Consider the following 13,801-nt stretch of genomic DNA (forward strand, 5'->3'; position numbering starts at 1 on the left):
CGCGCTTCTGAAGCGCGGCTTTCCGTTTCCGCTGTCCCGTACATTTGCATTAATCGCATGGATCTAGACTTCTGGTGGCTGCTTGTCATACCCGTCGCTTTTGCGTTCGGCTGGATGGCCGCACGCTACGACCTCAAGACGCTGCTGTCCGAAAGCGCCAACCTGCCGCGCTCGTACTTCCGCGGCCTGAATTTCCTGCTCAATGAGCAACCTGACCAGGCGATCGACGCGTTTATCGAAGTCGTCAAGCTCGACCCGGAAACGATCGAGTTGCACTTCGCGCTGGGTAATCTGTTCCGCCGCCGCGGTGAAACGGACCGCGCGATTCGCGTGCATCAGAACCTGCTGAGCCGTACCGATCTGCCTGTCACCGAGCGCGATCACGCGCTGTACGAACTGGGCCAGGATTTCCTGAAGGCCGGGTTGCTCGATCGCGCCGAAGAAACCTTCCGTTCTCTTGAAACTGGCAATTACGCGTTGGGTGCGCAGCGTGCGCTGCTAACCATCTACCAGATCGAGAAAGACTGGGTTAAATCGATCGACACCTCGCGCCATCTGGAAACGATGGGTGCCGAGTCGCTCGACAAGGAAATCGCACAGTTTCATTGCGAGCTCGCCCAGGAGGCGCTCCAGCAGAAAGATCCCGACGAGGCACGACGTCAGCTAGGCTTTGCATTAAAGGCGAACCCGACCAACGTACGCGCCACGATCCTGTTTGGCGACGTGGATGCGACGGCCGGTTCGCAAGAGGCGGCGATCGTCCAATGGCGGCGCGTCGAAGAACAGAATTCTGCTTATCTGCCGCTCGTCGCGGAAAAGCTGATGAAGGCCTATGAGGCACTCGGCCGCCCGCAGGATGGCGCTGATCTGCTCATCACGTGGGTGGACCGCTATCCGTCGAACGATCTGCTCGACGTGACCTATCAGCACATTGCGGCGGTACGCGGCCCCGACGCCGCGCATGCGCTGGCGCGCTCGCAGATGCAGAAGTCGCCGAATCTGGCGGGCATGACGCGTCTTCTTGAAGCCCAGGAAGCCGTCGCGGAAGAGCCGCGGAAGAGCGAGCTCGAACTGATGCGTACGCTGATCCGTCAGCGCACCAAAAATTTGCCACGGTATACGTGCCAGAATTGTGGTTTCAGGGCGCGGCTGTTCTACTGGCAGTGCCCGGGTTGCAGTGGTTGGGAAACCTATGCGCCGCGCCGCGTCGAACCGATCACGGCGTCGAACTGATCGTAAATGCAATCGTACAGCCGCGCCGCAACGACGGCGGCTCGTCAGGCGGACTAGGCCGGGCGGGATCATGACGGCCTTGTTCACTACGAGAAACCCTCACCGGATTCCTCTACCGGAAAGCGTATGAAAATCACCATTATCGGCACGGGCTACGTTGGCCTCGTCACTGGCGCGTGCCTCGCTGAAATCGGCCACGACGTCTTCTGTCTCGACGTTGATCCGCGCAAGATCGAAATCCTCAACAACGGCGGCGTGCCGATCCACGAGCCGGGTTTGCTCGAGATGATCGCCCGCACGCGCAAGGCGCGCCGCATCACGTTTTCGACGGATATCGAAGCCAGTGTGGCGCACGGCGAGGTGCAGTTCATCGCCGTTGGCACACCGCCCGACGAAGACGGCTCAGCCGATCTGCAATACGTGCTCGAAGCGGCGCGTAACATCGGCCGCACGATGAACGGCTTCAAGGTGATCGTCGACAAATCGACGGTGCCGGTCGGCACAGCGCAACGCGTGCGCGCGGTGATCGAAGAGGAACTGGCCAAACGCGGGCTCGCCAACAGCGAGCAGCACCGCTTCTCGGTAGTGTCCAATCCTGAGTTTCTGAAGGAAGGCGCCGCGGTCGACGACTTCATGCGCCCTGATCGCATCGTGCTCGGCAGCGACGAAGACGAAGCCGGCCTGCGGGCGCGCGAACTGATGAAGCGTCTGTACGCGCCGTTCAACCGCAATCACGAGCGCACGCTGTACATGGATGTGCGCTCGGCTGAGTTCACGAAATACGCAGCCAATGCGATGCTCGCCACACGTATCTCGTTCATGAACGAGATGTCGAATCTGGCGGACCGCGTTGGGGCGGATATCGAAGCGGTGCGCCGCGGCATCGGTTCGGACCCGCGTATCGGCTACCACTTCCTGTATGCCGGCGCTGGCTACGGCGGCTCGTGCTTCCCGAAGGACGTGCAGGCGCTGATCCGCGCCGCGAGCGAAAGCGGCCACAATCTGCGCATTCTCGAAGCGGTCGAGGAAGTGAACTACAAGCAGAAAGACGTACTGGTGCGCAAGATCACGGGCAAGCTCGGCGAAGATCTGAGTGGCCGCACGTTCGCCGTGTGGGGCCTCGCGTTCAAGCCGAATACCGACGATATGCGTGAGGCGCCGAGCCGCCGCGTGATCGCTGAGTTGCTGGCGCGTGGCGCCCACGTGCGCGCCTACGATCCGGTCGCGGTGGCCGAAGCGCGCCGCGTGTTCGCCCTGGATCTGCACGATGCACCGGATCAGCTCGCGCGTCTCACGTTCACGAGCACCCAGGACGAAACGCTCACCGGCGCGGACGCGCTGGTGGTCGTCACCGAATGGAAGGAATTCAAGAGCCCGGATTTCCTGCACCTGAAATCAGTGCTGAAGTCGCCGCTGATCTTCGACGGCCGCAATCTGTACGAGCCGGACGCGATGACCGAGCTCGGCATCGACTATCACTCGATCGGACGACCTTATGCCCAGCCCTCTGAATTTCCGGCCGATGTCGCCAGCCATGCCTGAGGCCGCTCAGTCCACACCCGCGCCCGCACTGACCGTGGTGCCGCGCGAACGTCTCGCTGCGGCGCGCGTGCTGGTGGTCGGCGACGTGATGCTCGACCGCTACTGGTTTGGCGACGTGAACCGTATTTCGCCGGAAGCGCCGGTGCCGGTCGTGCATGTGCAGCGTCAGGAAGACCGTCTCGGCGGCGCGGCGAACGTGGCGCGCAATGCGGTTGCGCTCGGCGCGCAAGCGGGTTTGCTGTGCGTGGTCGGCCATGACGAGCCCGGCGAGCGCATCGTGCAACTGCTCGCCGAAAGCGGTGTAGCGCCGCATCTGGAACGCGATCCGGATTTGCTCACGACGATCAAACTGCGCGTGCTGTCGCGTCAGCAACAGTTGCTGCGCGTCGACTTCGAAAACTCGCCGGCGCACGAAGTGCTGCTCGCGGGCCTCGCGCGTTTCGACGACCTGCTGCCGTCGCACGACGTGATCCTGATGTCCGATTACGCGAAGGGTGGTCTCACGCACGTCACGCAGATGATCGCGAAGGCGCATGCGGCGGGCAAACCCGTGCTGGTCGATCCGAAGGGCGACGACTGGGAGCGCTATCGCGGCGCCACGCTGATCACGCCGAATCGCGCCGAGTTGCGCGAGGTGGTCGGACAGTGGAAGTCTGAAGAAGATCTGATTGCGCGTGTGACTAAACTGCGTGCCGATCTCGAGTTCAAGGCGTTGCTGTTGACGCGTTCGGAAGAGGGCATGACGCTCTTCTCCGACGACGGCATCCTGCACGCTTCGGCCGTTGCACGCGAAGTGTATGATGTATCGGGCGCGGGCGACACGGTGATCGCCACGCTCGCCGCCATGCTCGGCGCGGGTCTTACGCTGGTCGAGGCGGTCGGGCTCGCGAATCGCGCGGCTGGCATCGTGGTCGGCAAACTCGGCACCGCTACCGTTAACTACGACGAACTTTTTCATTGATGCGGCCCGCCGGGTCTCCTGCCTCGCGCCTTTCAGCGGCGCGAGGCAGGGATCCGCAGGGCGTCAACTGAACTTGTCGACCGGAGTTAGCGCTTTAGCGCTTACTCCGGTCCCATGCAAAGCTGTCGATCGGAGTTAGCGTGTTACTCCGATCCCATGCAAAGCTGTCGATCGGAGTTAGCGTGTTACTCCGATCCCATGCAAAGCTCATTACCGCAGGATCATCATGACCCTCATCGTCACCGGCGCGGCCGGTTTTATCGGCAGCAATCTCGTGAAGGCGCTCAATGAGCGCGGTGAACATCGCGTCATCGCGGTCGATAACCTCACGCGCGCGGACAAGTTCAAGAATCTCGTCGATTGCGAGATCGACGATTATCTCGACAAGACCGAATTCGTCGAGCGCTTCAAGCGGGGCGACTTCGGCAAAGTGCGCGCGATTTTCCACGAAGGCGCCTGCTCGGACACGATGGAGACCGACGGCCGCTACATGATGGACAACAACTTCCGCTATAGCCGTGAAGTGCTCGACGTCTGTCTCGCGCAGAACATCCAGTTTCTGTATGCGTCCTCGGCGGCAACCTATGGCGGTTCGAGCCGTTTCGTCGAAGAGCGCGAAGTCGAGCAGCCACTGAACGTGTACGGCTATTCGAAGTTCCTGTTCGACCAGGTGATTCGCCGTGTGCTGCCCACCGCGAAGAGCCAGATTGCCGGCTTCCGTTATTTCAACGTGTACGGACCGCGTGAGACGCACAAGGCGCGCATGGCGTCGGTGGCGTTTCACAACTTCAACCAGTTCCGCGCTGAAGGCAAGGTCAAGCTGTTCGGCGAATACAACGGCTATGCCGCCGGCGAGCAGACGCGCGATTTCGTCTCTGTCGAAGACGTGGTCAAGGTGAACCTGTTCTTCTTCGACAATCCGGACAAGTCGGGCATCTTCAACCTGGGCAGTGGCCGTGCGCAGCCGTTCAACGACATCGCGAGCACGGTGGTCAACACGCTGCGTGCGTTGAACAACGAGCCGCCCTTGTCGCTCGCGGACCAGGTGCAGCGCGGGCTGATCGAATACATTCCGTTCCCTGAAGCATTGCGTGGCAAGTACCAATGCTTCACGCAAGCTGACCTGACGAAGTTGCGTGCTGCCGGCTACGACGCGCCGTTCCTGAGCGTGCAGGAAGGTGTCGATCGATACGTACGTTGGCTATTCGGCCAGGTGTAAATCTTTCGGATACCTCTTTAAACTGGAATCTCCCGGTTGGTGATGGTCGCCAACCGGTTGTACGAGGGAGATTCCATATGTTTCGAAAAATTCTGGTTACCGCGGCCATGCTCGCCGCTTTCGGCCACGCGTATGCGGCGGTCGACGTCAACACGGCTAACGAGGATGCGCTGCGCGGCATCAAGGGCATCGGTCCTGCCAAAGCGAAAGCCATTCTCGAAGAGCGTTCAGCGCATGGTCCGTTCAAGGACCCGGCCGATCTCGGCAAGCGCGTCAAAGGCATGGGCGGGCATACCGTCGAGCGCCTGCAGGCGGAGGGTCTCGCTGTCGGTCCGGCTGGCGCGGCTGCTAACACGCAGGCTGCGGCGTCTGCACAAGCCAAGGGCGCGGCCGCTGCGGGCAATGGCGCCGACGCGGCCAACTCAACCAACGCAACTACCCAAAAGAGCAACGCCACTGTGGCGGTGAAGAAATAGCCTGAAGCGGGCCCTGCGCGCGAGGCGGGTCACCTCTCGCGCGCTGGGTCCCGCGCCTGGTTCGCTATCGTCGTTCCGCTTCATGGTCGGAGTGGGTAAGAACACTCCTTCAGCTGTCATGCAGATGACTGGCTCCCGCGGTTCTCAGCCGCGGGCTTTTTGCGTGGTTCTTTGCGCTGTATTTGCGGGCCCGATGGGCGCTATGCGCTAGTCGCCTGGCATCGCTGCATCCATGCGGCCAGAAGGGCCGCACGGCAGCCGCGCGCACGGTGGTTTAGAATCGACAGATTGAAGACTCCGCGCATCGACAGCACACGAACCGATATGGCTTACAAAACGATTGAAGACACGATCGGCAATACACCGCTCGTGCAACTCGTCCGGCTCCCCGACGACGAGATCCGCAGCCGCAATAACGTGGTCCTTGCCAAGCTCGAGGGCAACAATCCTGCGGGTTCGGTGAAGGACCGTCCGGCGCTGTCGATGATCAAGAAGGCGGAAGCGCGTGGACGCATCAAGCCGGGCGATACGCTGATCGAATCGACCAGCGGCAATACCGGCATCGCCTTGGCGATGGCTGCGGCGATCCGGGGCTACAAGATGGTGCTGATCATGCCGGAAGACCTGTCGGTGGAGCGCCGTCAGAGCATGGCCGCGTACGGCGCGCAGATCGTGCTGACGCCGGTGACAGGCGGCATGGAATACGCGCGCGATCTGGCCGAACAGATGCAGCGCGAAGGCAAAGGCATCATCCTCGACCAGTTCGCGAACCCGGACAATCCAGCCTCGCACGTCGAAGGTACCGGTCCGGAAATCTGGCGCGACACCGAAGGGCGCATCACGCACTTCGTCTCGTCGATGGGCACGACCGGCACGATCATGGGCGTGTCCACCTATCTGAAGGAACAGAATCAGGCGATCGAGATCATCGGCGCGCAGCCGGAAGAGGGTTCGCGCATTCCGGGCATCCGCAAATGGCCGGAAGCCTATCTGCCGAAGATTTTCGATCGTAGCCGCGTGGATCGCGTCGAGAACGTAAGCCAGGCTGCAGCCGAAGCGATGGCGCGACGCATGGCCTCGGTCGAAGGGATCTTCGCCGGCATCTCGTCGGGTGGAGCCTGTGAGGTGGCGCTGCGCGTCGCGCGCCAGGTCGAGAACGCGACGATCGTGTTTATCGTCTGCGATCGGGGTGACCGGTATCTGTCGACGGGTGTATTCCCGGCCTGATTGCGCTTCGGCGCATTGAGCGGCCTGCAAACTGAGTTGGCCAATAAAAAAGCGCCGGTCTAACCGGCGCTTTTTTTGTATTGCTTGCTATCCGTTCGTGACGCGGCGACCGCCAGACACCCGCCGCTCAGCTTACTGCGAAGCCGCGCCCGGCGCCGCTGCATTGCTGCTGGCGTTCGCCGCGTCGCTCGCTTCCATCTGCGCTTTGACCCGTTGGCCCAATTGATAAACCGCGAGTGCGTAGAAGAAACTGCGGTTATAGCGCGTCAGCACATAGAAGTTCTTCAAGCCCAGCATGTACTCGGTACCGCGCCCCGGCGACGGCAGATCGACCACCGTCACCGGCGTGCCGGCTTCCGCCGTGATATCGACGCCCGGCTCGTTCAGCAGCAGTCCGGCACGCAGCAATTGGTCCAGAGGCCAATGCGGCTCCGGCTTACCGTCGGCGGCTGCTTGCGCCACGCCCAGGCTGCCGGCGTCCATGCCGATCTTCCACACCACGGGCCGGCCGTTTTCCCAGCCGTTCTGGCGCAGATAATTCGCCACGCTGCCGATCGCATCTGCCTGGCTCGTGCGCAGATCGATCTGCTTGTTGCCGTCGTAGCTCACCGCGTATTGCACGATGCTGCTCGGCAGGAATTGCGGAATGCCGATCGCGCCGGTGTAGGAGCCGAGCACGGTGGTCGGATCGATTTGCGAATCACGCGTCCACACCAGGTAGTCTTCGAGATTCTTGCGGAAGGTCGCCTGACGATCCGCGCGATTGGCGGTATTCGGGTAGTCGAAGGTGAGCGTGGTCAGCGCGTCGAGCACACGGAAGTTGCCCATGAAGCGCCCGTAGATCGTCTCCACACCGATGATGCCGACGATCACTTCCGGCGGCACGCCGAATTCTTCATAGGCGCGTTGCAGGGTGGCCTGGTTGGCGCGCCAGAAGCGCACGCCGGCGTTGATGCGCACCGGGTCGAGAAAGCGCGACTGATACACGCGCCAGTTCTTGATCGTCGGGGAGGGCGACGGCGTAACGAGCTTGACCGCGGTAGCCGAATAGCTCACGCGCGCGAACAGGGCGTGCAGTGCGGCTTCGTCGAAGTCATAGCGAGCCGACATGTCGCTGATGAACGCGTCGACGTTCGGATTGTTCGCGTAGCGCTGCGGAATGATCTCTTCTTCGAAGGTCTGGCCTTGCGGCACCGCCGGTTGCGGTTGGCTTTGCGCGAGCAGCACCGGCGGCTTCTTCGCGGCGCTTTGCGCCATCGCTGGACTGGTTGCCATGAACATGCACGATGCGACGGACAGTGCGGTGGCCACGGTCTTCATGCGTAGCCGGTTTCGTGCAGACAGAGCAAGCTTGACGGTCATATTGAGCTAGGGGCGCAGTGCGAAAGAGACAGGGGGAAACGGATCGGGGCAGTATACCCGACGCTTTCTGCAAAACTGTGCCCAGCGCGTCACAGTCGCATGGTGTGGTAACTTGGCAAATGTTGGCGCGCCCAGTGCGCGCGCCCCTGGACGGAGACACGCCGCGCGCGCCTTGAAAGCGCCGCGCCGCAGACGAGAATCATGGCAACAGGCTTCTATTCCCACGCCGATTGTTTGCTGCACGATATGGGGCAATGGCATCCCGAATGCCCGGCGCGCCTGCAGGCAATCGAAGATCAACTGATCGCGAGCCGCATCGACTCGCTGATCGAGCGCGAGTCGCCGCCGCTCGCCGATGACGCCGCGCTGTTGCGCGTGCATACGCAAGCCCACATCGATTACATCCGCAGCCGTTCACCCGCGGAGGGGCTCGCCGAAATCGATCCCGACACGTCGATGAACCCGCACACGTTGCAGGCCGCGTTGCGCGCAGCCGGTGCCGCGGTGGCCGCGACCGACGCGGTCATCAAAGGCCGCTACGACAACGCGTTCTGCAGCGTGCGCCCGCCTGGCCACCATGCGGAGCCGGCCCGCGCGATGGGCTTCTGCTTTTTCAACAACGTGGCGATCGCCGCGCGTCATGCGCTCGACGTGCATGGCATGCAGCGTGTCGCGATCATCGACTTCGACGTCCATCATGGCAACGGCACCGAAGCCGCCTTTTCGGGCGATTCGCGTGTGCTGATGTGCAGCATCTTCCAGCATCCGTTCTATCCGTTCACCGGCGCGGACAATCAGGCGCCCAACATGTGCAACGTGCCGATACCGGCGCGCTCGAAAGGCATGGCGGTGCGCGAGGCGGTCGACATGCTGTGGCTGCCGCGCCTGCACGATTTCAAGCCGGAGATGCTCTTCATCTCGGCCGGCTTCGACGCGCATCGCGAGGACGATCTCGGCAACCTGGGTCTCGTCGAAGACGATTACGCCTGGATCACCGACCAGGTGCGCGAGATCGCGAAGCGCTATGCGCGGGGGCGGATCGTCAGCTGTCTCGAAGGCGGGTACAACCTGTCGGCGCTCGGGCGCAGCGTGGTCGCGCACGTGCGAGCGCTGGCCGGGATCTGAGCGGCCACACCACAAGCGCTGGTCGAGCGTCGCGAACTGCATGAACTCAATGAGGAGTGAGCCATGAATGCCGACGTGCGCAGTGTTTCGCTGGTCGAAATCGAACACGACGCCTACGGCGTGCCGGGCGTCGTCCGATTGACCATGAACCGGCCCGATGCCTTCAACGCGCTCTCTGAAGCTTTGCTCGGCGAGCTTCAGTCGACCCTGACGGCGCTGGCGGAGTCCAATGCCCGGGTGGTGGTGATCGCCGGCGCCGGCCGCGCGTTCTGCGCGGGACACGATCTGAAGGAAATGCGCGCGGCGCCGTCGCTGGCGTATTACCAGGCGCTGTTCGCGCGCTGTACGAAACTGATGCTGACGATCCAGCGCTTGCCGCAACCGGTGATCGCGCGCGTGCATGGCATCGCCACGGCGGCCGGCTGTCAGCTGGTCGCGATGTGCGATCTGGCCGTCGCTGCCGATACCGCACGCTTTGCCGTCTCGGGTGTCAACCTGGGCCTTTTCTGCGCCACACCGTCGGTGCCGTTGTCGCGCAATCTGTCGCGTAAGGCGGCGCTCGAAATGCTGCTCACTGGCGATTTCATCGACGCCGTGCAGGCGAGGCAGCAAGGCCTCGTGAATCGTGTGGTTCCGGCGGACGCGCTCGACTCAGAGGTCGCGCGGCTCGCGAAAAGCATCTGCGCGAAACCCGTCGAAGCGGTGAGCGCCGGCAAGGGCCTTTTCTATCGCCAGCTCGAAATGGGCATCGAAGCCGCGTATCAGCTAGCCGGCCAGACGATGGCCTGCAACATGATGGATGACTCGGCGCTCGAGGGTGTACAGGCGTTTATCGACAAACGACCGCCTGACTGGAAGCGCTAGCCGGGTTGAACCGTTCCTGGCGGGGCCCGGGTTCAGCACTCGGGTGTACGGAAGTCTGAGGCTCCTGCCTGCCGTCCGGCGCTCAGGTTTTGGGCAGCCGTCTCTCGATCCAGTCGATCAGCGCGCCGATTACCCGATCCCGGTCGAGATCGTTCATCGTCTCGTGATAACTGTCTTCGTGCATCGTGAGCGTCTTGTCCGGGGACCCTGCGTGCGCGCCGAAATCGCGGCTGCCGTCGGGTTCGGTGAGCTTGTCCGCGGTGCCGTGATACACCAGCAGCGGCACGCGCAATCCTGCACGGCCGCGTTCGATGCGCGCCATCGCCAGCAATAACTCCGCGCCGGTACGCGCGGGAATCGCGCCGTGATGAACCAGCGGATCGTTGCGATTGGCATTCACCACGGGCTGAAGACGCGACAGCAAAGCCGCGTCGATTTTCATCGCCGGGAAGGTCGGCCAGATGCGGCTGATCACCTGGCTCACCTTGAGCATCCAGCGCGGCACATCGCGGCCCGGCGCGAGCGCGGGGCTCGACAGGATCAGACCGCTCAGCCGACGCCCGCTCGTCTCCAGCCGTTCGATTGCATAAAGCGCCGCGACCGCGCCCCCCATGCTGTGGCCCATCAGAAACAGCGGCGCACAACTGGTCGCCGCTTCATCGAGCAAGGCTCGGGCGTCGAGCAGATAGTCGTCGAAGCGCTTCACCCACACGCGTTTGCCCGGCGCATGCCCATGTCCGCGCAAATCGATGGCGACGAGTTCAAAGCCGGCCGGGTTCAGCCGATCCGCCAGCGCCGCGTAACGCCCGGCGTGCTCCGCGAGCCCGTGCACCAGTGCGACCGTGCCCCGCAATGGTTTTGTGGCGGGCCAGCGGTACAACGGCAGTTCGACGCCGTCGCTCGTCGTGACTGTCGAGCGCAGCGCGGCGCCGCCTTTCGGGGCGTTTGCAGGGGCGTCCGCTGCGGAACGTGCATTACCGGATCGAGTGGTTTCCATCGCGGCCGTTTATCCTGAACGTGTCCTGATTCTGATTCGCCCGATCATAGTCGTAGCGGGTGTGCACGCGCGAGCATCTCGCGCCGGGCACGCCTCTAATGCCCTGTGGTTATGAAAAGATCGTAATTGATTATTAAAGGGAATGACGGTGCTGCGGTAGAATTGCGGGCTCAAATCCTAATAAAAGCAACGGCGGCCGCTTGTCGGGAGCGCACAACGCTCGGTGGCAAACTCCGCCGTTTCGTTTTTTCATGATCGAAATACGCAATATCTCTCAGCGGTTCGCCGGGCCCCGGGGCTGGGTCGAGGCGCTGCACAACGTCAATCTGTCGATTCCGGCGGGCGAGGTGTTCGGCATCATCGGCCGCAGCGGCGCGGGCAAGAGTACGCTCGTGCGCACCCTCAACCTGCTGACGCGCCCGAGCGAAGGCAACATCGTCGTCAACGGCCGCGATCTGACGACGCTGCCCGCCGCGCAATTGCGTGAGGCGCGTCGCGAAATCGGCATGATTTTCCAGCACTTCAACCTGCTGTCGTCGCGCACGGTGTACGAGAACGTGGCGTTGCCGCTCGAACTCGCCGGCATGAAGCGCGATGAGATCGAGGCGAACGTGCTGCCGCTGCTCGAACTGGTTGGCCTGTCGGCGCAGAAGGATCGTTATCCGGCGCAGATCAGCGGCGGGCAGAAGCAGCGTGTCGGCATCGCGCGTGCGCTGGCGAGCAAGCCGAAGGTGCTGCTCTCGGACGAAGCGACTTCGGCGCTCGATCCCGAAACTACGCGCGCGATCCTCGATCTGCTCAAGCGTATCAATCGCGAACTGAACCTGACGATCGTGCTGATCACGCACCAGATGGACGTGATCAAGCAGGTCTGCGACCGGGTCGCGGTGCTGGATGCGGGCCGTGTGGTCGAAGAGGGCAAGGTTATCGACGTGTTCCTGCAACCGCATCATGAAGTGACGCGCGCGTTGATTGGCGACGTGATCGCGCAGGAACTGCCGCCCGCGATGAAGGCGCGCGTGGCCGAACGCCTGAAGACGGGCAGCGGCCATTTGCTGCGCCTCGCGTTCACCGGCTCGGGTGTTGATCAGCCGATCCTGTCGGAAACGATTCGCCGCTACGAACTCGACTTCAACATCCTGCATGGCCAGATCGACGAGATCCAGGGGCAGGCGTTCGGCTCGCTCGCGGTGCTCGCGGGCGGCGAACCGGCGAAGGTGGCACAGGCGCTGACGTATCTGCGCGAACAGGGTGTGGTGGTCGAGGAGCTGTCGTATGTTGAGTGAAATGTTCGATATGTTCGTCCAGTCGTTCTGGGAAACGCTCGTGATGGTGGGCATTTCCGGTCTGGTCGGCGCGGCGGTTGGTTTGCCGCTCGGCGTGCTGCTGTATCTGACGGACCGTCAGGGCGTGCTGCAGAACATTGCGGTGAATCGGGTGATGGGGGTGATCGTCAACGCGGTGCGTTCGACGCCGTTCATCATCTTGCTGGTCGCCGTGATTCCGTTCACGCGCCTCGTAGTTGGTTCGTCGATCGGCACGGCTGCGGCCGTGGTGCCGCTGACGATCGCCGCGGCGCCGTTTATCGCGCGTCTGGTTGAGACCGCTTTGCGCGAAGTCGATCGTGGTTTGATCGAAGCGGCGCAGGCGATGGGCGCGACCACTAGCCAGATCGTCTTCAAGGTGCTGCTGCCGGAGTCGCTGCCGGGCGTGGTCGCCGGGTTGACGATCACGTTTGTCTCGCTCGTCGGCTATTCGGCGATGGCCGGTGCGATTGGCGGCGGCGGGCTCGGGGATCTGGGCATTCGTTACGGATATCAGCGTTTCCTGCCGGAAGTGATGGTGACGGTCGTGGTGATCCTGATCGTCTTCGTGCAACTGGTGCAGTCGTTCGGGGATTGGCTCGTGCGTCGTTTGAGCCATAAGTAAACAACAGAATCGCCAGATTCGGAAAGGTCCATCATGCAACGTCGTTTCATTCTCAAGCTGGCCGCCACACTCGGCGCCGCGTCGCTGTTCGCTGCCGCGACTGTGGCCCACGCTGAAGACACGATCAAGGTCGGCGTCACCGGCGGCCCGCACGCGCAGATCATGGAAGTCGTGAAGACGGTTGCCGCAAAGAACGGTCTGAACATCAGGATCATCGAGTTCTCCGACTACGTGCAGCCGAACGCGGCGCTCGCCAGCGGCGACCTGGACGCGAACAGCTACCAGCATGACCCGTACTTGCAGGCACAGGTGAAGGACCGCGGCTACAAGCTGATCCGTATCGCCGATACGGTCACGTATCCGATGGGCATCTACTCGAAGAAAGTGAAGACGCTGGCTGAATTGCAGCCGGGCGCGAAGATCGCGGTGCCGAACGATCCGACCAATGGAGGCCGGGCACTTCTGTTGCTGCAAAAGCAGGGTCTGCTGAAGCTGCGCCCGGATGCGGGTCTGAAGGCGACGCCGCTCGACATCGTCGACAACCCGAAGAAGCTGAAGATCGTCGAACTCGACGCCGCGCAAATTCCCCGTTCGCTGAACGACGTGGACGCCGCCGCGATCAACACGAACTTTGCGATGGAAGCGGGTCTGAAGCCCAAGCAGGACGCCATCGCGATCGAAGACCCGAAGGGTCCGTACGTGAACATCATCGCAATCCGGGAAGCTGACAAGAACAAGCCTTGGGTTGCGAAGTTGGTCGCGGCGTATCATTCGCCGGAAGTGAAGCAATTCGTCGAGAGCAAGTTCGGCGGGTCGGTGATCACCGCCTGGTGATCTGACGGCCAGTTTTTCGACCGTTTCGCGTA

At 62.6% G+C, this 13,801-nt stretch carries 13 protein-coding genes; 11 read left to right on the forward strand and 2 right to left on the reverse strand.

Features of this window, described 5'->3' with window-relative positions:
* Window positions 1-57: 57 nt before the first annotated feature.
* From lapB to cysM, 6 genes are all read left to right on the forward strand, one after another.
* Window positions 58-1,233 (forward strand): lipopolysaccharide assembly protein LapB, encoded by a 1,176-nt coding sequence (gene lapB, locus GNZ12_RS36510; RefSeq protein WP_172316883.1) that lies wholly within the window; start codon window positions 58-60, stop codon window positions 1,231-1,233.
* A gap of 126 nt (window positions 1,234-1,359) precedes the next feature.
* A complete protein-coding gene (locus tag GNZ12_RS36515) occupies window positions 1,360-2,775 on the forward strand; it encodes a UDP-glucose dehydrogenase family protein (protein WP_172316886.1) in 1,416 nt (471 codons plus the stop codon).
* Window positions 2,729-3,736, forward strand: coding sequence for a D-glycero-beta-D-manno-heptose-7-phosphate kinase (rfaE1, locus tag GNZ12_RS36520; RefSeq protein ID WP_328806118.1), 1,008 nt, complete (start codon window positions 2,729-2,731; stop codon window positions 3,734-3,736). Before GNZ12_RS36515 ends, rfaE1 begins: the two co-directional genes overlap by 47 nt.
* Before the next feature lie 226 nt (window positions 3,737-3,962).
* Window positions 3,963-4,955, forward strand: a complete 993-nt coding sequence (rfaD, locus tag GNZ12_RS36525) for an ADP-glyceromanno-heptose 6-epimerase (RefSeq protein WP_172316888.1) — start codon at window positions 3,963-3,965, stop codon at window positions 4,953-4,955.
* Between the two features lie 77 nt (window positions 4,956-5,032).
* A complete protein-coding gene (locus tag GNZ12_RS36530) occupies window positions 5,033-5,431 on the forward strand; it encodes a ComEA family DNA-binding protein (RefSeq protein WP_172316890.1) in 399 nt (132 codons plus the stop codon).
* 324 nt (window positions 5,432-5,755) lie between these two features.
* Window positions 5,756-6,658, forward strand: coding sequence for a cysteine synthase CysM (gene cysM, locus GNZ12_RS36535; RefSeq protein ID WP_172316892.1), 903 nt, complete (start codon window positions 5,756-5,758; stop codon window positions 6,656-6,658).
* 132 nt (window positions 6,659-6,790) lie between these two features.
* Here the strand turns inward: cysM and mltB are convergent, their stop codons facing one another.
* Complete coding sequence (gene mltB / locus GNZ12_RS36540; RefSeq protein ID WP_172316940.1) at window positions 6,791-7,939, reverse strand: lytic murein transglycosylase B; 1,149 nt, start codon at window positions 7,937-7,939, stop codon at window positions 6,791-6,793.
* A 282-nt stretch (window positions 7,940-8,221) separates the two neighbouring features.
* Between mltB and GNZ12_RS36545 the strand changes: the two genes are divergently transcribed.
* Window positions 8,222-9,145: a histone deacetylase family protein gene (locus GNZ12_RS36545; RefSeq protein WP_172316894.1), complete on the forward strand. Its 924-nt coding sequence runs from the start codon at window positions 8,222-8,224 to the stop codon at window positions 9,143-9,145.
* A gap of 63 nt (window positions 9,146-9,208) precedes the next feature.
* The gene (locus GNZ12_RS36550; protein ID WP_172316896.1) at window positions 9,209-10,009 is read left to right on the forward strand and encodes an enoyl-CoA hydratase; all 801 of its coding nucleotides are present in this window, start codon (window positions 9,209-9,211) and stop codon (window positions 10,007-10,009) included.
* A gap of 82 nt (window positions 10,010-10,091) precedes the next feature.
* Here GNZ12_RS36550 and GNZ12_RS36555 read toward each other — a convergent pair whose 3' ends face one another.
* The gene (locus GNZ12_RS36555; RefSeq protein ID WP_172316898.1) at window positions 10,092-11,006 is read right to left on the reverse strand and encodes an alpha/beta hydrolase; all 915 of its coding nucleotides are present in this window, start codon (window positions 11,004-11,006) and stop codon (window positions 10,092-10,094) included.
* Window positions 11,007-11,257: 251 nt separating this feature from the next.
* On the opposite strand from GNZ12_RS36555, the gene GNZ12_RS36560 reads away from it, so the two are divergent.
* The 3 genes from GNZ12_RS36560 to GNZ12_RS36570 are packed head-to-tail and all read left to right on the forward strand — an operon-like array spanning window position 11,258 to window position 13,769.
* Window positions 11,258-12,292, forward strand: coding sequence for a methionine ABC transporter ATP-binding protein (locus tag GNZ12_RS36560; protein WP_012433961.1), 1,035 nt, complete (start codon window positions 11,258-11,260; stop codon window positions 12,290-12,292).
* Complete coding sequence (locus tag GNZ12_RS36565; protein WP_054037200.1) at window positions 12,282-12,935, forward strand: methionine ABC transporter permease; 654 nt, start codon at window positions 12,282-12,284, stop codon at window positions 12,933-12,935. The genes GNZ12_RS36560 and GNZ12_RS36565 overlap by 11 nt, the downstream gene beginning before the upstream one ends.
* A gap of 33 nt (window positions 12,936-12,968) precedes the next feature.
* On the forward strand, window positions 12,969-13,769 hold the full coding sequence (locus tag GNZ12_RS36570) for a MetQ/NlpA family ABC transporter substrate-binding protein (protein WP_172316900.1): 801 nt from the start codon (window positions 12,969-12,971) through the stop codon (window positions 13,767-13,769).
* Window positions 13,770-13,801 lie beyond the last annotated feature (32 nt).

It is taken from the genome of Paraburkholderia solitsugae (genome assembly GCF_013177695.1).
Classification (GTDB): domain Bacteria; phylum Pseudomonadota; class Gammaproteobacteria; order Burkholderiales; family Burkholderiaceae; genus Paraburkholderia; species Paraburkholderia solitsugae.